The organism is uncultured Pseudomonas sp. (genome assembly GCF_943846705.1).
In the GTDB taxonomy this organism is placed as follows: domain Bacteria; phylum Pseudomonadota; class Gammaproteobacteria; order Pseudomonadales; family Pseudomonadaceae; genus Aquipseudomonas.
Genome location: NZ_OX044366.1, coordinates 589842 through 611210, shown reverse-complemented (window position 1 = coordinate 611210; position 21369 = coordinate 589842). Strand labels below are relative to the sequence as shown.

The window sequence follows — 21369 nt, the reverse complement described above, 5'->3', positions numbered from 1 at the left end:
GGGAGTGCAAGTCACTCCCTTGACTCGGAGTTCTAATGAGCAAAAGCAACACGCTGGGTTTTGGCCTGGGCTTACGTAGCGAGTATTACCAGAAGATCCTGGAGCAGCGCCCTGCAGTCGACTGGTTCGAGATCATCTCGGAGAACTACATGGTCGGCGGGGGGAAAGCCCTCTACTTTCTCGATGCGATCAGAGAGCAGTATCCGCTGGTCATGCATGGGGTTTCTTTGTCGATTGGCGGCCCGCATGAGATCGACGCCGATTACTTGCGGCAATTGAAAACCTTGGCCGACCGAGTTCAGCCCTGTTGGGTCGCTGATCATCTGTGTTGGAGTCGGGGCAGTGCCCATCACCTGCATGATCTGCTGCCGCTGCCATTCACCCAGGAAAGCCTGCTGCATGTCGCGTCGAGGGTTCGGCTGGTTCAGGATGTATTGCAACGCCCCCTGGTGCTTGAGAACGTGTCGGCCTACGTGCAGTGGAAAACGTCCTGTATGAGCGAGTCCCAGTTTCTGGCCGAGCTGAGTAGTCTGACGGGCTGCGAGATATTGCTCGATGTGAACAATGTCTACGTCAGTTCGCGCAACCAGGGATTCGATCCTTGGCAATTCATCATGGAGTTGCCCCATGAGCGAATTCGCCAGATCCACCTAGCCGGCCATAGCGACTACGGCCATTACCTCATTGACACTCACGATCAGCCGATTGCCGATCCGGTTTGGGCCCTGTACGGCAAGGCGTTGAGCTACCTGGGCGCTACTGCCACCTTGATTGAACGAGATGATCATTTCCCGCCTTTCGACGAGCTTTTGGCGGAACTGTCCAAGGCACGTTCTATTGCCGCCAATGTTCTGAAGACTGCACCACCATGCGCCTGAGGGTTCAGCAAGAGGCGCTCGAAAATTACCTGGCCACAGGCGATAGCACGATCCCTCCTGAGCTATTGGCGCAGATTCAAGGCAGCAATACGCTGCCCGCCGCAGATGGTCTGATGATTTACCACAATGCCTATCGCGCCAGGCTTCTTTCAGTCATGAGGGACGACTTTCCAGCGCTGCATCGCTGGCTGGGTGACGAGTCATTCGAACAGCTGGCGTTGGCTTACATCAGTGCGTGGCCGCCGAGACATTTCAGCTTGCGCTGGCTGGGCGAAAAGCTGCCGGAGTTCGTCCGGGGCTATATTGCCGAGCCGCAGCGTTCTCCCATGCTGGAACTCGCCACACTTGAGTGGGCCTTTACCCTGGCCTTCGACGCAGCCGATACAGTGCCGCTGTCGTTGGATGTGATGAGTGGTTTTTCAGCCGATGACTGGGTCAATCTGCGGGTTTCCCTCATCCCCTCGGCTTGTTGGTTGCAGCTACAGCACAACACGGTGGATATGTGGAAGGCCGCCAAGGCAGAAGCCGATATTCCAGATGCTGTTGTTCTGTCCGTCCCCATGGACTGCCTGGTTTGGCGGCATGAGTTGGTGTGTCAGTACCGCACTCTAGAACCAAGTGAAGCCTCGGCTCTGCGGTTGCTCACCGATGGCGGCTCGTTCGCTTCGATGTGTGAGTACCTAGTAAGTACGCATGGCGAACAGGCACCGTTGCAAGCTGCTACCTGGCTGCAAAGATGGGTCAGCGATGGTCTTCTGGTGCGTACATGCCGAGTAGGGACTTTGGACGTAATTGCTCTGAATTGAGCAGATCGCTACGTCGCACTGGGTAAGGTCAACGGCATAGCCAAGTGCATTTCAAGCACGTTGGTGGGTGTACTCTGGACCGCTGTATCGCCAGTGATAGCGTTTACGGTGGCGGCGTTATTGATGTCCACCGGTACTTTCGCTCTGACCCGGATTTCTCGAAAGTGAGCAACGTATTGCAACGAATCCGCAGCTGGGCCAAGGCCCTGAAACGGCAGGTGATGATGTTGTGGTTTAGTTACCGGCATCCGCAAACACCATGGTTGCCGAAGATGGTGGCGATGATCGTAGTCGCTTATGCCCTGAGCCCTATCGATCTGATTCCAGACTTTATTCCGATTCTTGGCTACCTGGACGATGTGATCTTGCTACCTTTGGGCATCTGGCTAGTAATCAAGCTGATGCCCGCAGATGTACTGGAGGAATGCCGGCAGCTGACCTTGGCGTGGGAAAAGACTCAGCAACCGCGCCCGGTGAATCGAGTCGCAGCAATAGTGATCATCTTGCTCTGGTTGGTACTGTCGGCCGGGCTCTGGAAGTTTTACACCCGCTATTGAGTCGGGGTTGCATTCCCACATTTGGGCTCATGAGTGAAACTGCTCGATGTGTTGAGAGTGTAAACCTTGGCAGTTTGCCGATTAGTTCGCTGAGCGTTGAGGACATCAACGCCCAGCTACCATCCTGATAACGATTGGTGCGTGTTTTAAATAACTCGTTTAACGCTCAGGTACTCACCTTTGGTCTTGAGCGTGATGGTCACATCGCTATTGCTGCGGTTGCGCCAGAACCAGCCGTGGGTGCCGTCGAAGATGGCGGTGAATTCGCCCTTGTCGCTTTTGATCTGCTTACCCTTGCTGTAGCTGTGGTAGTAACCCTTGGGGCCGTTGTAGGGCTCACCGTGAGTGTCGTGGTTGACCGGAACATCATTAGTTGTCCACTCGTAACTGACTGTGGCTTTGTCGAGCATTTCCAGCTTGATTTCACTGGCCTCGCCCGGCTTCAGAGTGACGCTTATCTCATCGGACTTTAAGGCGGGCTCGGGCGCTGATGCCGGTTCGGCCACAGGTGCTGCCGCAACTTGCTCTTGAGCCACAGGCTGAGCAGGCGCAGGAGCCTGAGCGACTGGAGCCGTAACAGGCTGGACCGCTGCATCTGCTGCCGCTTCTTCTGCCAGGGTTATTTTCAATTCGCCCATCTGGGTCAGTCCGAGCACGCGGCCTGCGCCTGTTGGGTCGATAGCGTATTCCGATGGCATGACTACGGTGACCAGCAAGGCGGCGGCAACACCTATGGCTATCACGGTGGAGCGCAGCAGTTGGCGACTGGTCGGCAATTCATTAATGGTTGGAAGCTTGGTATTGAACATGCTGAGAATTCCTTATTGAGACACGATCAGGCCGGTGAGCTGGTAACCCATCAAGAGGAAACCGGCGCTCATCATGGCGACGTTGGCGGTGTAGGCATGACTCCAGAAGCTGGCGGTGCGCCGCCAGTAGCCCATGACAATCAGGATGGCGCTCAGGGCCAGGAGCTGGCCGATTTCAACGCCGACGTTGAAGGCGATCAGGTTAGGGATCAGGCCGTCTGCTGAGATCTCGTATTCCTGGATCTTGGTCGCCAGACCAAAGCCGTGCAGCAAGCCGAAGATCAGCGTGGCGGCTTTGGTGTTCGGCTGGTGGCCAAACCAGCGCTGGAATGCGCCCAGGTTATCCAGCGCCTTGTACACCACCGAGAAACCGATGATGGCGTCGATCACATAGGAGCTGATGCTGATTTCCGCCAGTACGCCCAGCAGCAGCGTCACGGTGTGTCCTACAGCAAACAGAGTGACGTAGAGCCCCACGTCTTTCAGGCGGTAGAGAAAGAAGATCACCCCGAACAGGAACAGCAGGTGGTCGTAGCCGGTGATCATGTGCTTTGCGCCCATGTAGATGAACGGCAGCACCATCACCCCGGAGCTTTCCTGGATAAAGCCCTTGTCGCCCTCGGCAACCGCGTGGGCCAGTGCGTCAGGCATGCCGAGAAACAGCAGAGCCGTGAACAACAGCAACAGTAGTAGCGAGCGATTCGGGCGCACGGCAGGTGCGTCCATTGCGCTCATAGATAGCGAATGCATGGTTGAGTCCTATATTGCAGTGGTCTTGGGCCGCACAGCGGCCTGTGTCAGAGCACGAATGTAGGGCGTGGTGGCCGCTCGATCAGGAAGATCGGGCTGGGGGGAATGGAGTGGCGCGGAGCATCTATTGGCTGAGCCCGCTCTGGCTGCGTGATGATGCTGAGCAGCGTGGTTAGGTGCGGTGTTTCATGCAGGTGATCGGCTGTCAGCGAAGAGTGGTAGTGATCCGCGCATGCCGCGCAGGCAAATGCGCCGTCGCTGTGAGCATGCGAATGAGTACCGTCATTGCCACTCGAAGCCGGCTGACTCGACCCCATAAACAGCGCAGAGGTATGCCCAGCCCAAGCCATCAAGATGGCGAGAGCAAGGGCAAAAATCACCTTAGTGCTGATGGGCTTTCTGAGCATTTCGTGGTTCTTTTGATGCCTACGCGGTTGGCCTTTTCTGGAGGGGCGGTACGTTTGACCATATCCCCCCCAGGGGGATAGCATGCGAGCGTAATTCATCGACGCATGAGACTCAAGGCATGAGCGATCACGAACACGGCCATCAGCACCAAAGCCATAAAGAAATCGTCAAAAGGTTGAAGCGGGCGGAGGGCCATCTGCGCAGCATCGTCACCATGATCGAAGACAGTCGGGCTTGCGTCGACATCGCTCAGCAGCTGCATGCTGTGGAAAAAGCCGTCTGCCAGGCCAAGCGTGTTCTGATCCAAGATCACATTGATCACTGCCTAGAGCACACAGTCGAAGCACTCGCGGCAGGCGAGCGCACATCTCTTGAAGACTTCAAGCAAATCACCAAGTACCTCTAGGTTCCTCTCATGTCGAGCTTCGCCGAACTGCTACAACAGGGGGCCTCGCAGGCCTGGCTGTACTTTCCCAGCGCTATCCTTCTAGGGGCCTTGCACGGTCTGGAACCGGGGCATTCAAAGACCATGATGGCAGCGTTCATCGTGGCCATTCGTGGCTCAGTGAAGCAAGCGGTGCTCCTGGGGCTGGCCGCGACGCTCTCGCATACGGCGGTTGTGTGGGCGGTGGCCATGGCCGGCATGTACCTCGGGCAGAACCTGGACGCCGAAACCACCGAGCCGTATTTCCAGCTGGCCTCCGCCGCAATCATCATTGTCATCGCGGTGTGGATGCTTTGGCGTACCTGGCGGGGCGAGCAGATGTGGCGTTTCGAGGAAGGTGATGATCATCCGCATGACCACCACCACGATGAAACGCAGCGCATTGACACCGGGCACGGTCGTGTCGAGCTGTCGATCTTCGAAGAAGGCGTCCCGCCGCGCTGGCGACTGAGGAACCTGGGTGGCCATGACTGGCCAGCTGCTGAAGTGAGCCTGCTGACGACTCGCCCCGATGGGTTGGCCAAGCAGTTTCGCTTCGTGGGTCGGGGTGACTACCTAGAGTCACTGGACGAGATTCCCGAGCCCCATGAGTTCACCGCACGCCTGAGCCTGGGCCATACCGGTCATTCACACGACTATGACCTGGAGTTTCGCGAGCACAGCCACGTTCATGACCATGATCACACTGAGTTGGAGGGGCTGGAGCTGTCGCTGGATGGCTATCAGGATGCCCATGAACGCGCGCACGCTAACGACATCCGCAAGCGCTTCAGCAACCGGAATGTCACCACTGGCCAGATCATCATGTTCGGCCTCACGGGTGGACTGATTCCCTGCCCGGCAGCGATCACCGTGCTGCTGCTTTGCCTGCAAGTGAAGGAAGTGGCGCTGGGGGCTGTCCTAGTACTTTGCTTCAGCATTGGCCTGGCCATTACCCTAGTCACTGTTGGTGCCGCCGCCGCTCTCGGCGCACGCAAAGCGTCCAATCGTTGGCCCTGGTTTGGCATCGTGGCGCGTCGCGCTCCGTACCTGTCCAGCTTGTTGATTATCGGCGTGGGGATTTACGTCGGCGTCCATGGCTGGATCGGCCTGAACGCCTAGCGTGATGTGGGAGTTATCCGGCTATGTCGGCCTGTTCCTCGCCGCCTTCGGTGCCGCCACACTTCTACCCATGCAGTCAGAGGCGGTGCTGGTCGGGTTGCTGCTAACTGACCGCTATGCGGCCTGGACACTGTTGGCGGTGGCGACCACGGGCAATGTGCTGGGCTCTGCGCTGAACTGGCTGCTGGGTCGCTCTATCGAACATTACCGGCACAAATGCTGGTTTCCTGTCAGCGAAGGCAAGCTGGAAAAGGCCCAGCTGGCTTATCACCGCTTCGGTCGATGGTCACTGCTGCTCAGCTGGGTGCCGATCATTGGTGACCCACTCACCGTCGTTGCCGGCGTCATGCGCGAACCCTTTTGGAGTTTTCTGTTGATCGTGACATTGGCCAAGGCCACCCGCTATCTGCTGCTGGCTGCCGTGACGTTGGGGTGGCTCGGATGAGCCCGCAGGTACGCGACGCGAACTTGGATCTGATCAAGTGGCTGGCGATGCTGACCATGTTGCTGGATCACCTACGCTACCTCTGGCCCGAAACCGAATGGTTGTTCATCGTCGGGCGTTTGGCGTTCCCGCTTTTCTGTCTGGGGATCGCGGCCAACGTCGCACGCTCGCGATCTAACGAGCTGTACACCGAGGACAACGTTCGCTACCTGGGCTGGATGGCTGCGTTTACCGTGATTTCAGAGTTGCCATATCGCCTACTTTCCAGCGACAGCAGCACGCTCAATGTAATGCCCTCACTGATGCTGGGTCTGCTCATCGCCTGGGGCGCGCACCACCGAGGACGCGGTGGCTTTATCCTGGCCATGGCCGGCGTAACCGTGACGGTGCTGATTCGGGAGCGCCTGATGTATGGCGTTTTCGGTACGCTGTTGCCGGCAGCATTGTTACTGGCCATTCAGCGCCCCGGTCTTGTGTGGCTATTGCCTGCCGCACTTTGCGTACTAGCCAACAGTCGCAACCGATGGGGCGCGGAGTGGGAGTTGCAGCCATATACGTTGCTAATCATGCTCACAGCGTTTTCCGCCCCCTTGCTTGGGCTATGGCTGCTTCGTCGGGTGCGTCATTTCAGAGTTTGGCCGGTCAAGCGCTGGGGCTATTGGTTCTACCCCGGCCATCTAGCAGCTCTGCACCTGATCCGCTCGCTCAGTTAGTGATGATGCCTCTCTTCAGAAACCTTCTTGCGCCATGAAGGCCTTTTGCCATACCGTTCAGGTGTGACGCGTGTCACATATAACAAGAGGCTGAAAAGGAGTTCCTCATGAAGAAGTTTTCTGCTGTCCTTATTGCTGCTGTTTTCGCCCTAACCTCCGTAGCAGCCCTTGCTCACAGCGGCGGTACGGACTCGAAAGGTTGCCACCGCAACCACAAAACAGGCGATTACCACTGCCACTGAGTCTTATCGCTCTGTAGCGCTACCATTTGCTTTGAAGTGCTACTGCGCCGACGCCGCCAGGCGTCTTACGCCTCTGAGGCTGCCAAGGTAGCCGAGCAGTTGGATCAGGTCAGGGCTCGCATTCGTGATTTACAGGTCCTTGAGCAGGAACTGCAACGACTGCTGTCCTGTTGCCATGGGGTGGCGATTGATGAGTGTCGGATTATTGAATCGTTGACCCGACAGTACGTCTGATATTTGAACGAACACTAGGGCGTCATGCACCCCAGTGTTCTGCAGTGAGGATAAGGGCAGTCAGAATGCGTACTGTAACCGCATCACCACACCGTCGCCGCTGTCATCGCCTACAACGTTGCTAACCTTTTCGGTGCTGGCCTTTACGTAGTTCGCACTGACTTTTACGGATTCATTCGCGTACCAGTTTACCCCCAGAGTATGCAGCTTGCCCTCGGCATCACCCACCTGACGAGTCGCACTGCTAGCGGTCAGGTTGTCATCCTCCACGGTAATGGAATCGTAGCGGTAGAATACTTCCCAGGCTCCAAGCTGCTTATTGGCAGGCTTGATGGAGTCGAATTTTGCACCGTCGAGCTTGTATATGCGTGGCTCGCCAGTGAGCGTGTAGGCCACCTGGGCGTAGTAGCCGCTGGCGTCGATATCGTTCTGCGCTGTATCGGCCTTCAGCGTGCGGCTCAGGTATTCGGCCTGTACTGATAGCGCGTCCATCGCCCAGGCACCCTCAACGCCCCACACCGAATCATCTTCCCACAATCCTTCGGTGGCGGTTGCGCCGCCGAATAGGCCGCGGTTGCCATTCGCGCCGGCGCTGCTGCCTCCATTGGTGTCGACGCCGCGCATACCCATGCGGGACCGAATGCGCGTGTCGACGGCGCTGTCTTGTAAGTCTCGGTAGGCATACTGCAGACCTACGTGCAGCACATTGCCCGGCTCACTCATCGGGGCGAACACGCCACGTAGGTTGTAGCGTTTGACGCTGTCGCCGTCGGTGTCGTTGTTGTTCTCGCTGAACAGGCTGCCAGAGAGGAATGCCATATTGCCTACCACGCTGTTGGCCTGCACACCCATACCGGAGTTGTCGTTGACCCACTCGGCCAGGTCATAGGACAAATTGCGTTCCAGCGCCGTAGTCCATTTCGAGCTGGTCGCCTTCTCTAGGCCGAAGTCTGTATAAATTCGGCCCATCTTCAAGTTCACCGGAGCGAAACCGGTATAGGTCACGCTTGCCTCATCGAGGTAACCGCTGCTGTCGTTGCCGGTGTTGCGCGAAAGATCGTAGTTGATCTGATACTTCCAGTCCTTGTAGGCCGTGCCGCCGAGCTCAAGGAAGGCCCGACGTAGGTAACCGGCATCCGCAGAGTTGCCGTTACGGGTGTAGTAATCGTCGAACATGGAGTAGTCCGCCTGCAGGCGTCCGCCGACTTTGAAGCTGAATTCCCTGTCAGTGGTGGCGACTTCAAGTCCCCCTTTGGTCTTGATGACCAGATCAGCGCCGTCGGTGGTGACCGTGCCGGCTTGGGCTGACAAGGTGCAGGCGCTCAGTAAGAGGCCCAAAGTGATGCGATTGAGCCATTGAGTGTTGGCGTGGGCAATGAACATGTACTTCTCCTCGTTGCTGCGTGTTGTGGTTGACGAGGCGCAGGCTCGGGGAGGCGTATGACGGTTCTGTATATTTTTAGTGGCGTTTTTATTTCAGCTTGCGTGTGTCGAATGAAAGCCACTGGGGACGAGGGTTGCAGCGTGCGGAGAGAGAATTTGGTTTGTTTCAGGCCAGTGACAATATGGAGAATCGTCGCGCTAGCGAGACTGTTCGGGATCAGCGAACCAGCTGCGGCGATCATCGAACGCCTTGTGGATGAGCGACACCAGAGTTTGTACTTCGGGCTGCTCTGCCGTCAGCGGTGACGTGGATATCCACACTACCCGCTCCAAGTCAGGCTCGAACAGTTTTTCGAGGGATAGCAGATTACGATCTATGCGAGAGATGTATTCGGGTAGTAGACCGATGCAGGACGTGTTTCGGACCAAATCCGCGACCCACTCTTGCGAGTACACCTGAGTGACCGAACTCTGACGCTGGCGGATCAGCCGATTCCATGGCTCGAAGCTGCCAATCGTGGCGTTCGCCGCGTGTTGAACCAGCATAAAGTCCTTCAGGTCAGCGGCTGTGCCGGGCAGGCGCTTGCCTGCAAAGCGCTTGGCCATATGAGCACGATAAGCAATGCGTGCCAGCATCAATGGCCTGCTCATTGCAAAGCCGGGATTCGGTCGTAGTCTGTCGGGATCAGCGATCCACACCATGACCTCGGCTAACTTATCCGGCTCGCCCTCCAGCGGTATTACCTCCAGCCTAACCGCAGCATCCTTACGCAGCCAGGAGATCAAATCACGGGCCAGCAGGTCGGTGAGCAGTGCTGACGGTACAGCCAGACGTACCAGCGGACGCTGGGCACTGACAACCTCCGGCTGCAGGTCGCCGAAGCGCTCCGTCAGTGCTCGTTGCAACTCGCGCCCAACTGAGCTGAGGCGAAGCTCCCGTCCTTCGTAGAGGAATAACGGACTGCCTACACAGGCTTCTAGTTTTTTGAGTTTTTTGCGCATCGATACGATGTGCAGGTTCAGGCTGCGTGCTGTCTGCCGAAAGCAGAGGCAGCGCGCGCTGGTTAAGAAGACCTGCGCCAGTTGGCGGTCGATTGTGAGTGGGTCGAACATGGGTCAATCGGAGCTCGTGCCAAGCAGGCTATATCAAAGCCCTGAGAGGTAAGAAGCTTATCGGTGTGAACCTAACGCGGGGATCGCAGCCGGATTACTAATTTGTAATGTGGTGGGCGTGAGCGCTCCGATGCTCTGGTTTTGTCTCACGGTAGTCATCACTTTTTATTAGTGAGGAGACCTAACGCGCGGCACTCTTAGTTGAGTGCCGCGCTGAGGATTGCTGATTACAACAGCGGAAGGGTGTAGCTGACGATCAAGCGGTTCTCGTCAACGTCGTTGCCGAAGTTGGTAGAGCGTAGTGTGGCGTTGCGCCACTTCACGCCGAGATTTTTCAACGCGCCGTCCTGGAAGACATAAGCAATATCCGTGTTGCGCTCCCATTCTTTGCCATCGGCTTTGCCAGCCCCTAGATCAATATTCTCCCCGGTCAGGTAACGGGTCATGAACGTCAGACCAGGAATACCCACGCTGGCGAAGTTGAAGTCATAGCGGGCCTGCCAGGAGGTCTCATCTTTATTGGCGAAGTCACCGATCTGCACGTAGTTGACCAGGAACGGATCGGTGCCGTTGATGTAGGCGTAACCGGTGTCTCCGCTCATGTTCTGGTAGCCAACACCCAATGCATGGCCGCCAAAGGCGTAGGTAAACATCGCACCGAATGCCTTGTTGTCGACGTTACTGTTGCCTTCATCGGTGGAGCGGGCATAGCGAAGATCACTCTTCAGCGACTGTTTTTCACCCAACGGCAACGTGTGCAGGACCGTGAAAATATGCTGCTTATAGAACTCATCCAGGTTGCCGTAGTTGTAGCCGGTGGCCAGGTTGCTGTTCCATTTGTAGGTCGCCCCAGCGAAGCTGAACTCATCGCTGCTCTGAGTTCCGCCACCACTGATAGCTCGGGCAGATCCGCTGGTGATACTGAGGTCTTCGCTGTCGGAGGAGTCGCGCTGGCTGACTTGCTTGAGCTGACCTGCATCGAAGGTCAGTCCGTCAATTTCCAGCGCGTTGAGATGGCCACCCTGAAATGTCTGCGGCTGCAGGCGCGAGTCGTTAGCTTGGACGGTTGGTAGCCTGGGCTGCAGCGTGCCCACTTTCAGTACACTGTTGGACGCACGAAGTTTGGCGGTTAAACCAATCTCGCCATATTCGTCTTGTGCGGCCCGAGGCGCTTCTTTATCGCGCTTGAGCAGGCCTGAACCTGAGCGGTCGGCACTGGAGTCGAGCTTGAGGCCAAGCATGCCGATGGCATCGACGCCTACGCCGACGGTTCCCTCGGTGAAGCCGGATTCGTAGCGCAGCAGGAAGCCCTGAGCCCATTCTTCTTGCTTTGATTGGTTGGCTGAATCTTGGCGGAAGTCGCGATTGAAATAGAAGTTACGCGCCTCCAAACCCGCTTTGCTGTCGGCAAAAAAGTCAGCGGCCGCTGGTTGGCTAAGACTGAGCCCTCCAGTGCTAATCACGACTGCCAAGGTGGTCTTTTTCATTGGTGTTTCTCCATGCTCAGGTGGTTGGCATATCGGGAGCCGTCGCTGTATGCCGTACTCTCCGAATAGGGTGACCCAGGCTCCTCTACGGCCAGCACTCGGCGGGTTGCTTCGCATGTTCGCTCGCCGGCTTCTAGACCGAAGAACCATTGCGAATTTTGGGGAAGATCAAGCGGAAAACGGTAAAGCTGCCTGGCAGACTGCTGACCTCAACCGTGCCCTGGTGCAGGCTCATGATTGAGCGAACAATTGCCAGGCCAAGCCCCGTTCCACCCTCTGCGCGTGAGCGGCTGGTATCGACGCGGTAGAAGCGTTCGAACAATCGGGGGATGTGCTGGGCGGGGATACCAATCCCGGGATTTCCGACCGAGAACGATACGGTTTCACTGTGCTTCTCGATCAGCAGCGAGATGTTTGCGCCGATGGGGCTATGCCGAATCGCGTTGGACAACAGGTTTGAAATGGCGCGTTGCACCATCAGCCGATCACCGAAGGTTCGGCCTGTTCCGGAAATGCTCAGGCTGATCTGTTTCTCTTCGGCGGAGATGCTCAACAGATCCACAACGCGGCGTGCCTCGTCTTCCAGTGCAATCTTCTCGAAGGGAACTAGGGACGCAGGGTGACTGACTTGAGCGAGAAACAGCATGTCGGACACGATTCGGGTGACGCGTTCAAGCTCTTCTGTGCAGCATTCCAGTACGGCTTTGTATTCCTCTGGAGGGCGTTCTCTGGAGAGCGTTACCTGGGCTTTACCCATCAGATTTGTGATGGGGGAACGAAGCTCATGAGCCAGGTCATCAGAGAACTGCGATAGCTGCTGAACACCCCCGTCAAGCCGATGCAGCATGAAGTTGATGCCATGGGCCAGCGCGCTCAGCTCTTGCGGAAGTTTGTCCACGGAAAGTCGATGAGTCAGATCTTGGGTGGAGATCAGTGAGGCTACCTGGCGAAACTGCCGGAGCGGAGCAAGGCCCCGCTGTACGATCCACCATGCGCCCATACCAATCAACGCGAGTAGTAGAGGGAGCGCGATCAGCGTTGACTTGAGGTAGGCACTGAGCAGTGCCTCGTCGGCGGATCGATTAATGGAGAGCAAGACACGGACGTGATCGCCGTCGTTGAGCAGCATCACTTTGGCTGCGGTCAGAAAGTTGTTTCCCTCGGTATCCGACCAGCTCTGGTAACTGGGGGTGTCGCCTGCCGGTATGCTGGCAAGAATGGGCTCTAGGGATTTCTCACCAAGGTTCAGGAGTAACTTGGTGCCTGATTTTTTCCCGTAAATCGTCAGGTGCAGGTTGTCATGCCCCATGACCAAGTCCAGCAGCTCGTGAGGCTGCTGGGCAATTGCATGGGCGCTAATGTCCTCGGCGAGATTGTGCTGAATTTGCTCCAGTTTGCCGTCTAGGCTCTTCTTGGCCAAAGAATCCAGCTCATGGGTCAGCGCGAAGTAGGCGAGTGCCGCAAGCAGAACCACCAGCGCCGCCCCCATTACGCTGACTGACAGGCCAAGGCGCATGGACAGGCTGGCCGGCTTCATGCGCGCTCCTCAAGTACATAACCGACGCCCCTTAGGGTGTGGATCAGTTTGTTATCGAATGGGTCATCGATTTTGGCGCGAAGCCGGCGGATGGAGACCTCGACGACGTTTGTGTCGCAGTCGAAGTTCATGTCCCAGACCAGCGAAATGATCTGGGTGCGCGATAGCACTTCTCCAGAGCGGCGCATCAGCAGGTGCAGTAATGCGAACTCTTTGGTCGTCAGGTCGATCCGCTGTTCACCACGGAACGCGCGGTGCCTGGCAGGGTCGAGCTCAAGGTCGGCTACCCGCAGCACTTCCGGTACCGGAATCTGCTCGCTGCGTCGTAGCAGCGTGCGAATTCGTGCAAGTAACTCAGGGAATTCAAATGGCTTGACTAAATAGTCATCCGCCCCCAAGTCCAGGCCTTTTATTTTATCCACTAAACGCCCGCGTGCAGTTAGCATTATTACGCGAGTACTGCTGTTGCTGCGTATATGCTCAAGCACGCCCCAGCCATCAATTCCGGGCAGGTTTACATCGAGAACAACTAAGTCGTAAGCATGTTGCCTGACAAGGTGGAGACCATCTACACCAGTAGCTGCTTTGTCAACTACATAACCACTTTCGCTTAAGCCTTGGTGTAAGTACTCGGCAGTCTTGGGCTCGTCCTCGATAATAAGGATTCGCATAAAAATTCACCTTGAGATATGCGGGAAAATATTAATTTGAATAGTTGTTTTATTGTAGAGGCAGCGTATTTTCAATTCGTTTTTTGGTGATCACGGAAAGCGCCGGTGGCCTTTCAGGTTGCTCCAAAGCTAAAGCCTGAAGGGGCTTCAGGGTCAAGGTGCAATCCCCGTTTTGCTTGGCTAAGAGGGGCTGGGTGACAACATGTCGCATGCGCTCGCAACTCTCCCATTACTCAAATTTTGACTGGCAGAGCAGCGCCGGTGGCGCTGCGCTTGGGGCAACCCTTTATTTGTCTGTGTGTGTTTCTAGTTGTTACTGGGCGCTAAGCTGTCCGCACTTTTGAACGCTAGCAATATTAATACAGGCCCGCCTGGAGTGGTGCTGGATAACGTATTTGTAATTTTCCAGTCACCTTGTTGATAGGCATCGGGAACTACATTCTGCCGGGAATTGGTCTTCTACTCGTATTCCTGAGCATTAATCGATAACCCCGCCAGGTTCATCTAGTAGTAAATTCTTTGTTTATCCGCGCGGCGCTAGTGCCGTAGAAGGTTTTAAAGTGTATGTAAAAAAATTAAGCGCTCGTGGAGAAAGCATAGTTAAGCGCTCTGTTTTTTCAGGCCTGTTGGCTGCATTGTTAATGACTCCAGCAATAACAATTGCAGCCGAGTCAGTCGGGCAAGCAATCACAATTGAGATCGCGTTGGCAAAAGCGCTAGCGGAGAATCCAGAACTCGCAGCAGCCCAGTGGAATACAGGCATTGCCGAAGGCTCGCGTGCTCAAGCTGGGCTGATTCCCAATCCGGAGTTGTCCTGGAGCGTCGAGGACACGCGTAGTGAATCGCGCGTCACCAGCATTCAGGTATCCCAGCCAATTGAGTTGGGTGGTAAACGTGGCGCGCGAATCGATGTTTCTGAGCGTGACCAGGACGCTGTAGCGATTGATCTTGAGCGTAGAAAAAACACCCTGCGGGCTGAGGTTATCCAGGCCTTTTATTCAGCACTGCGTGCCCAGGAAGGCTTGCAGCTGTCTACCCAGTCGCTGGACCTTGCCAATCGCGGACTCCAGGTGGCCGAAGGGCGCGTAAAGGCTGGCAAGGCATCCCCAATCGAAATTGCGCGTGCCCAAGTGCAGCGCTCTGAGATTCAACTGGAGTTGAACCGAGCTCGTCTCAGTCAAAGCAATGCCTACAAGCAACTGGCGCTCATAACGGGTGCTGCTACACCGAATTTCGCGCATGTCGAGGGTGATCTTGAGCGCCTGCCGTACCTGCCAGCGCAGACCGAGATGCTTGCACGCATAACGGATACCGCAGATGTGCGGTTGGCGGGCATGCAAATCCAGCGTGCCGAGTCCTCTTTGGCGCTGGAAAAGTCGCAGCGCATTCCCGACATCACAGTCAGCCTTGGCAGCCAATACGACGAGGGGCTGGGTGAGCGCGTCAATCTGCTCGGCTTGTCGGTGCCTATTCCGTTGTTCAACCGCAACCAAGGCAATGTGCTGGCTGCTGCTTATGGGGCTGACCAGGCGCGCGATCTGCGCAACGCCACCGAGCTTCGCCTACGAGCACAGGCCCAGCAGGCGTTTGAGCAGTGGGAAAGCGCCAGAAGCGAGGTCGATTCGATCCGCAGCACCTTGCTTCCCACTGCGCAGCAAGCGGTAGAGGGTGCCGTCCGTGGATTTGAGATGGGCAAGTTTGCCTTTATCGATGTGCTCGATGCTCAACGCACCCTTGTCAGCATGCGCTCCCAGTACCTAAACAGCCTGGATGAGGCTATTTCGGCGTGGGTGAGTTTGGAGAAGATTTATGGCTCCCAACTCAACGTCGAATTCAAAAAATAAGCACCCAGCGCCCCTATACAACGCTCCAGACGGTCGCGTCATGCGGCATGAGGCCTCGCCTGTTTACCAGACGGTTTCGTGCTTTTTGAGCGTGTTTAATCACCGCCGGGGCATGAGACACATTCAATACGTTTGATTATTTGGAGTTACCAATGGCATCAACAACTCCCAGAAAGCAGTGGCTAATGATTGCGGCTGTTGTCGCAATCGGTCTGGTCGTGGCGGTTCTGATTCTAAGTGGTAGCCCTGGTCAGTCCGGGGAAGAAGGCCATGGTCATGATGAAAGTCATGAAGATGCATCGGCTCACGCTGATCCCGAGCACCATGGGGAGGCTTCGGCCGAGGAGCACGAAGAGAACGACGAGCATGCGGATGGGGAACACCATGAGGCTGTAAAGCCTACAGCGGGCGAGCATGGCGGCAAGCTTTTCACTGAGGGTGATTACGCGCTTGAGGTGACGATTTTTGAGGCGGGCGTAGAACCACAATTCCGGCTTTATACCTATCTGGACGGCAAGCCTCTAGACCCCGCAGCCAGTACTGCGCAAGTAACTCTGGCGCGCTTGGGGCAGCCTGCGCAGATCATCAACTTCAGCAAAGAGAATGACTATCTGCGTGGTGATGCGGCGGTTGTAGAGCCGCATTCGTTCCAGGTTGCCATCAGCGCCAAGCACAGTGGCAAAAGCTATTCGTTCGCTTACGAGCAGGTTGAGGCTCGCGTGGCCATGACCGATGCCCAGCTTGAGCAGGGTGGCGTCACGATTGGCACAGCGGGTCCCGCGAAAATTGCTTCCACGCTGCAGGTGCTGGGCGAGGTTCGCTACAACGGCGACCGTACTGTTCAGGTAACTCCTCAGCTTGCCGGTCGGGTTGACTCGGTGGCGGTCAGCGCTGGTGATTCGGTTCGCAAAGGCCAGGTGTTGGCCAAGATATCCAGTCAGGCGCTTGCTGAACTGCGTGGCGAGCTGCTTGCCGCCCAGCAGCGTTCGGCGCTCGCCCGCACGACCTATGCGCGGGAAAAGCAGCTGTGGGAAGAGAAAATTTCCGCAGAGCAGGACTTCCTGCAGGCGCAGGTGGCCATGCAGGAAGCTGCTATCGCGGTGCAGCGCGTGCAGCAACAAATCGCCTCGCTGGGTGGTGCCCCGGCTAAAGGCCAGAACCTCACCGAGTTCGAGATTCGTGCCCCTATTGATGGCGTGATCACCAGCAAGAGCATATCGGTCGGTGAGGTTCTCAAAGAGGACTCTGCGGTCTTTACCGTTTCGGATCTGTCGACGGTGTGGGTGGATTCAACAGTCGCGGCGAAAGACCTGGGCGTAATCGCCGAAGGGCAAAAAGTTGTCGTGAGCTCCAGCGCATTCGCAGCCAAGGCTGAGGGCCGTATTTCGTATGTCAGCGCTCTAGTTGGGACGCAAACCCGCTCGGCTACGGCCCGTATCGTGCTCGATAACCCAGATAGGGTATGGCGTCCTGGTTTGCCGGTGACGGTCGAGGTGGTTGCTGAGGAGAACGACGTGCCTGTAGCTGTGGCAGTCGAAGCAATCCAGACCGTGCGTGATTGGCAAGTGGTGTTCGGCCGCTTCGATAACCAGTTGGAGGCCCGGCCTCTTGAGCTTGGCAAGTCCGACGGACGCTTCGTCGAGATTATCTCGGGTCTGAAGGTGGGTGATCGTTACGCACTGAAGAACAGCTTCCTGATCAAAGCTGAGCTGGGCAAAGCCGGCGCGAGCCATGACCACTAATTTGGAGTCGAGCCATGAAACAAGTGACAGCTATATTTCGCCCGATCCGGCTTGAGGCCGTCGAGCAAGCGTTGCACGCACTGCCGCATCTGCCTGGCTTTACCATTTTGCCGGCCCATGGTCACCCGCGTGGTCACGGTAAGGATCACAGCTTTATCGCTGACGAATGGAACCCCGACGCCCACCAGCATCTCGTGCTGTTGGCGTTCTGCTCCGACGAGGTTGCCGATGAGATCGTCCAGGCCATCGAAAAGGCTGCCCACACTGGTGTACCTGGTGACGGAATCGTCGCCGTATCCCCGTTGACCGACGCATTGCGCATCCGTACCGGAGAGCGCGGTGATGCTGCGCTTTAGGGGAAATTGACATGTACGAACGATTAATTCGCTTCGCCATCGATCAGCGCTGGCTGGTCTTGCTGGCTGTGCTCGGCATGGCAGCGTTGGGTGTTTACAGCTACCAGAAACTGCCGATTGATGCGGTTCCCGACATCACCAACGTGCAGGTGCAGATCAACACCGAGGCCAAAGGCTATTCGCCGTTGGAGACCGAGCAGCGTGTGACCTTCCCGATTGAGACGGTCATGGCGGGGCTACCCAACTTGCAGGAGACACGCTCCATCTCGCGTTATGGGCTGTCGCAAGTCACCGTCATCTTCGAGGACGGTACGGACATCTACTTCGCTCGCCAGTTGGTGAATGAGCGGATACAGGAAGCCCGTGGCAATCTACCCAGTGAGCTGTCGCCAAGCATGGGGCCCATTGCCTCTGGCCTGGGCGAGATCTACATGTGGACCGTCGAGGCGGAAGATGGCGCAAAAAAGCCGGATGGCAGCGCCTACACGCCGATGGATCTGCGTGAGATTCAGGACTGGATCGTCAAGCCGCAACTGCGCACCGTAAAAGGCGTTACCGAAATCAACACCATTGGCGGTTATGCCAAGGAGTTCCAGGTTTCGCCCATGCCGGACCGCCTAGTCGCCCATGGCCTAAGTTTGCCGGACATCGTAGCGGCGCTGGAAAACAACAATGCCAACGTTGGTGCGGGCTATATCGAGCGCAGCGGCGAGCAATACCTGATCCGCGCGCCAGGGCAGTTAGGCTCTATAGCCGACATCGCCAACATCATCATTAAGAGTACCGATGGTGTTCCTGTGCGTATCGGTGATGTTGCCGAGGTGGGTTTGGGTAAAGAGCTGCGTACCGGTGCTGCTACCGAAAACGGCCAGGAGGTGGTGCTTGGCACGGTATTTATGCTGATTGGCGAGAACAGCCGCGATGTGTCGCAGGCTGTCGATCAGCGGATGAAGGAGATCAATCGCAACCTGCCGAAAGGGGTCATGGCGAAGACGGTCTATGACCGCACTGTGTTGGTCGACAAGGCTATTAATACGGTAAAGAAGAACCTGATCGAAGGTGCACTGCTGGTTATCGCGATCTTGTTCCTGTTCCTGGGCAATATCCGTGCAGCCCTTATCACCGCAATGGTGATCCCATTGTCGATGCTATTCACCTTCACGGGGATGGTCAGTAATAAGGTCAGCGCGAACCTGATGAGCCTCGGTGCGCTCGACTTCGGCATTATCATCGATGGTGCCGTAGTGATTGTTGAGAACTGCGTGCGTCGCCTGGCTCATGCCCAAGCCGTCGCCGGAAGAACCTTGACTCGTAACGAGCGCTTCCATGAGGTGTTCGCGGCCTCGAAGGAGGCGCGTCGTCCGCTGTTGTTCGGCCAGTTGATCATCATGGTGGTTTATCTGCCGATCTTTGCCCTTACAGGTGTAGAAGGCAAGATGTTCCACCCGATGGCGTTCACCGTGGTGACGGCTCTCCTCGGTGCCATGATCCTTTCGGTGACGTTCGTCCCGGCGGCTGTTGCGCTGTTTCTCAATGGCAACGTCAGCGAAAAAGAAAACCGTTTGATGGTCTGGCTAAAGCAAGGCTACGCACCGTTGCTGGATTGGGTCATGGTCAGCAAGCCGCTGGTACTGACCATTGCGGCAGTCATCATGGTGCTGTCGGGCTTGACCGCTTCGCGGATGGGCAGCGAGTTTGTGCCGAGTCTGGATGAGGGCGATTTCGCGCTGCATGCCATGCGCATTCCAGGCACCAGCCTCACGCAGGCGATTGACATGCAGGTGCAACTCGAAAAAATAATCAAATCCTTTCCCGAGGTTGATACGGTGTTCGCCAAATTGGGCACCGCCGAAGTCGCGACCGACCCAATGCCGCCGAACGTGGCGGACAACTTTGTCATGCTCAAGCCGCGCGAACAGTGGCCCGATCCTGAGCGCAGTAAAGCCGATTTGGTTGCGGCGATTCAGGAGGCGGTCGAGCAGGTTCCCGGCAACAACTACGAGTTCACCCAGCCTATTCAAATGCGCTTCAACGAGCTGATTTCCGGTGTGCGCAGCGATGTTGCGGTCAAGGTGTTTGGCGATGACATGGATGTGATGAACGAGACTGCTGAGCAAATTGCAGAAGTCCTGGAAGGTATTCCGGGTGCCGCTGACGTAAAGGTTGAACAGACCACGGGTCTGCCGATGCTTAGCGTGCAAATCGACCGTGAAAAAGCCGCGCGCTATGGTTTGAATGTCTCGGAGATTCAGGATGCCATTTCCACCGCCATTGGCGGGCGCGAGGCCGGTGCATTGTTTGAAGGTGATCGACGTTTTGATATTCAGGTTCGCCTCGCGGATGAGTGGCGCAATGATGTCGACAAAATCCAGCAGCTACCGATTCGCCTAGCGAGTGGCGATGGTTTGGACGGCCCGGGGTTTGTGCGCTTAGCTGATGTCGCGAGCGTGGTGTCCGCACCCGGTCCGAACCAGATCAGCCGTGAGAGCGGCAAGCGCCGCGTGGTGGTCACCGCTAACGTTCGTGGTCGCGATATTGGCTCTTTTGTCGCCGAGGCCGAGAGCAAAATCGCCCAAGCGGTAAGCGTCCCTACAGGTTACTGGACGACCTGGGGCGGCACCTTCGAGCAGCTGCAATCGGCGGCCAAGCGCCTGCAGATTGTCGTGCCGGTGTCGCTGCTACTGGTGTTCACGCTGCTCTTCATGATGTTCGGCAACGTCAAAGATGGCCTGCTGGTATTCACTGGTGTGCCCTTCGCGTTGACCGGTGGGATCATGGCTCTGTGGCTGCGTGATATTCCGCTCTCGATCTCTGCAGGGGTGGGTTTTATTGCGCTGTCGGGGGTGGCGGTGCTCAACGGCCTGGTGATGATTTCCTTTATTCGCAGTTTGCGTGAAAACGGCATGGGGCTGGACGAGGCCATTCGCGAAGGCGCGTTGACGCGTCTGCGGCCGGTGCTGATGACTGCCTTGGTGGCGTCCCTGGGCTTTATTCCAATGGCCACAGCCATTGGCACCGGTGCCGAGGTTCAGCGGCCTCTGGCCACGGTGGTGATTGGCGGAATACTGTCCTCAACGGCGCTGACGCTGCTGGTGTTGCCACTGCTCTATCGATTAGCTCATCGCTTGCGTTAAGTGCGCACCGCTATTTGTGTACGACTGAAAAGCCCCGCTCTTGAGCGGGGCTTTTTGTTGCATGTACTGCTATGTCAAGATTGTGTGTATTACAGACTCTGCTTGTGTGTTGCCATCTCTGATGGCTAGTTTGTGCGGCACGCGCGACTCATCGCTGGTATTGCCGCAGGACTATTCGACGTTGAGACGGGGCGGGTCGAGTTTGGGAGCAGCTATAGCAGGATCACGTTGCCTGCTGTGCTGCTCGCACGGCGTGCACAAGCTTGGATATTTGAATCCAAAATAGTGACGCGTGTAAGGCGGCGAAAAGCTGGGACTGCTCAATCTGTGGGCGAAAATACGTGAATTTGTAAGTCAGGGTCGCGGCACTAAGTCCCACTCTATTCGTTAAATCTGTAAAAGCTATCGAGTGCGTATCGGGTTCTTTACGAAGGGAAACAGTTGCCGTCATGCTTTGGCGCAGTGACAGTCGGCCTCCGTGGCCCTCTCTCGATCCCCGTCCGCGCCCAGAGCGGTATCATTCAGCGCTGCGAGTTGCTGGTTTCGCCGATACTAGGCTGGCAAATATAAAAGCTTTCAATGCGTATCATTTTGCTCTGGTTGATACACGCTGATGGTGATGGTCGGTTTGAATTATTTGCGAAGGACTAGAGTTTTGTTCTCTACCGAGATAGCTTTTTATATTTGATAGCATAGCTATTGGGTATGAAATTT

At 56.5% G+C, this 21369-nt stretch carries 20 protein-coding genes; 12 read left to right on the top strand and 8 right to left on the bottom strand.

The window, feature by feature from the left end:
* Positions 1-35: 35 nt before the first annotated feature.
* The 3 genes from Q0V31_RS02955 to Q0V31_RS02945 all read left to right on the top strand — a co-directional run bounded on the left by Q0V31_RS02955 (position 36) and on the right by Q0V31_RS02945 (position 2241).
* Positions 36-878 (top strand): DUF692 domain-containing protein, encoded by an 843-nt coding sequence (locus tag Q0V31_RS02955; RefSeq protein ID WP_298184333.1) that lies wholly within the window; start codon positions 36-38, stop codon positions 876-878.
* The gene (locus Q0V31_RS02950; protein ID WP_298184331.1) at positions 869-1684 is read left to right on the top strand and encodes a DNA-binding domain-containing protein; all 816 of its coding nucleotides are present in this window, start codon (positions 869-871) and stop codon (positions 1682-1684) included. Before Q0V31_RS02955 ends, Q0V31_RS02950 begins: the two co-directional genes overlap by 10 nt.
* Positions 1685-1848: 164 nt before the next feature.
* Positions 1849-2241 carry a YkvA family protein gene (locus Q0V31_RS02945; RefSeq protein ID WP_298184328.1) on the top strand — a complete coding sequence of 131 codons (393 nt, stop codon included), beginning with the start codon at positions 1849-1851 and terminating at the stop codon, positions 2239-2241.
* A gap of 146 nt (positions 2242-2387) precedes the next feature.
* On the opposite strand, the gene Q0V31_RS02940 is transcribed toward Q0V31_RS02945, so the two are convergent.
* Genes Q0V31_RS02940 through Q0V31_RS02930 form a run of 3 tightly spaced genes read right to left on the bottom strand, consistent with a single transcriptional unit; the run spans position 2388 to position 4207 of the window.
* Positions 2388-3050, bottom strand: coding sequence for a transmembrane anchor protein (locus Q0V31_RS02940; RefSeq protein ID WP_298184326.1), 663 nt, complete (start codon positions 3048-3050; stop codon positions 2388-2390).
* Positions 3051-3062: 12 nt separating this feature from the next.
* Entirely contained in the window at positions 3063-3800 is a 738-nt protein-coding gene (locus Q0V31_RS02935) for a HupE/UreJ family protein (protein ID WP_298184324.1), read from the bottom strand.
* A gap of 47 nt (positions 3801-3847) precedes the next feature.
* Positions 3848-4207: a hypothetical protein gene (locus tag Q0V31_RS02930; protein ID WP_298184322.1), complete on the bottom strand. Its 360-nt coding sequence runs from the start codon at positions 4205-4207 to the stop codon at positions 3848-3850.
* Positions 4208-4326: 119 nt separating this feature from the next.
* Between Q0V31_RS02930 and Q0V31_RS02925 the strand changes: the two genes are divergently transcribed.
* From Q0V31_RS02925 to Q0V31_RS02905, 5 genes are all read left to right on the top strand, one after another.
* On the top strand, positions 4327-4614 hold the full coding sequence (locus tag Q0V31_RS02925; protein WP_298184320.1) for a metal-sensing transcriptional repressor: 288 nt from the start codon (positions 4327-4329) through the stop codon (positions 4612-4614).
* A 9-nt stretch (positions 4615-4623) separates the two neighbouring features.
* Positions 4624-5754 (top strand): nickel/cobalt efflux transporter, encoded by a 1131-nt coding sequence (locus Q0V31_RS02920; RefSeq protein WP_298184318.1) that lies wholly within the window; start codon positions 4624-4626, stop codon positions 5752-5754.
* Between the two features lie 4 nt (positions 5755-5758).
* Positions 5759-6199 (top strand): YqaA family protein, encoded by a 441-nt coding sequence (locus Q0V31_RS02915; RefSeq protein WP_298184316.1) that lies wholly within the window; start codon positions 5759-5761, stop codon positions 6197-6199.
* Positions 6196-6912, top strand: a complete 717-nt coding sequence (locus tag Q0V31_RS02910; protein ID WP_298184314.1) for a TraX family protein — start codon at positions 6196-6198, stop codon at positions 6910-6912. The genes Q0V31_RS02915 and Q0V31_RS02910 overlap by 4 nt, the downstream gene beginning before the upstream one ends.
* A gap of 107 nt (positions 6913-7019) precedes the next feature.
* Positions 7020-7154, top strand: a complete 135-nt coding sequence (locus tag Q0V31_RS02905; protein WP_298184313.1) for a YHYH domain-containing protein — start codon at positions 7020-7022, stop codon at positions 7152-7154.
* Between the two features lie 294 nt (positions 7155-7448).
* Here the strand turns inward: Q0V31_RS02905 and Q0V31_RS02895 are convergent, their stop codons facing one another.
* The 5 genes from Q0V31_RS02895 to Q0V31_RS02875 all read right to left on the bottom strand — a co-directional run bounded on the left by Q0V31_RS02895 (position 7449) and on the right by Q0V31_RS02875 (position 13579).
* Positions 7449-8771, bottom strand: a complete 1323-nt coding sequence (locus Q0V31_RS02895; protein ID WP_298184312.1) for an OprO/OprP family phosphate-selective porin — start codon at positions 8769-8771, stop codon at positions 7449-7451.
* A gap of 198 nt (positions 8772-8969) precedes the next feature.
* Positions 8970-9884 carry a LysR family transcriptional regulator gene (locus Q0V31_RS02890; protein WP_298184311.1) on the bottom strand — a complete coding sequence of 305 codons (915 nt, stop codon included), beginning with the start codon at positions 9882-9884 and terminating at the stop codon, positions 8970-8972.
* 227 nt (positions 9885-10111) lie between these two features.
* Positions 10112-11371: an OprD family porin gene (locus tag Q0V31_RS02885; RefSeq protein WP_298184310.1), complete on the bottom strand. Its 1260-nt coding sequence runs from the start codon at positions 11369-11371 to the stop codon at positions 10112-10114.
* Between the two features lie 133 nt (positions 11372-11504).
* Positions 11505-12908, bottom strand: coding sequence for a heavy metal sensor histidine kinase (locus Q0V31_RS02880; RefSeq protein WP_298184309.1), 1404 nt, complete (start codon positions 12906-12908; stop codon positions 11505-11507).
* A complete protein-coding gene (locus tag Q0V31_RS02875; protein WP_298184308.1) occupies positions 12905-13579 on the bottom strand; it encodes a heavy metal response regulator transcription factor in 675 nt (224 codons plus the stop codon). Before Q0V31_RS02875 ends, Q0V31_RS02880 begins: the two co-directional genes overlap by 4 nt.
* A gap of 641 nt (positions 13580-14220) precedes the next feature.
* Here Q0V31_RS02875 and Q0V31_RS02870 point away from each other — a divergent pair.
* From Q0V31_RS02870 to Q0V31_RS02855, 4 genes are all read left to right on the top strand, one after another.
* Positions 14221-15423: a TolC family protein gene (locus Q0V31_RS02870; protein WP_298190891.1), complete on the top strand. Its 1203-nt coding sequence runs from the start codon at positions 14221-14223 to the stop codon at positions 15421-15423.
* A gap of 152 nt (positions 15424-15575) precedes the next feature.
* The gene (locus Q0V31_RS02865; protein WP_298184306.1) at positions 15576-17165 is read left to right on the top strand and encodes an efflux RND transporter periplasmic adaptor subunit; all 1590 of its coding nucleotides are present in this window, start codon (positions 15576-15578) and stop codon (positions 17163-17165) included.
* A gap of 14 nt (positions 17166-17179) precedes the next feature.
* Positions 17180-17521 (top strand): P-II family nitrogen regulator, encoded by a 342-nt coding sequence (locus Q0V31_RS02860; protein ID WP_298184304.1) that lies wholly within the window; start codon positions 17180-17182, stop codon positions 17519-17521.
* Positions 17522-17532: 11 nt separating this feature from the next.
* Positions 17533-20655, top strand: a complete 3123-nt coding sequence (locus tag Q0V31_RS02855) for a CusA/CzcA family heavy metal efflux RND transporter (RefSeq protein ID WP_298184302.1) — start codon at positions 17533-17535, stop codon at positions 20653-20655.
* The last annotated feature ends 714 nt before the right edge of the window (positions 20656-21369 follow it).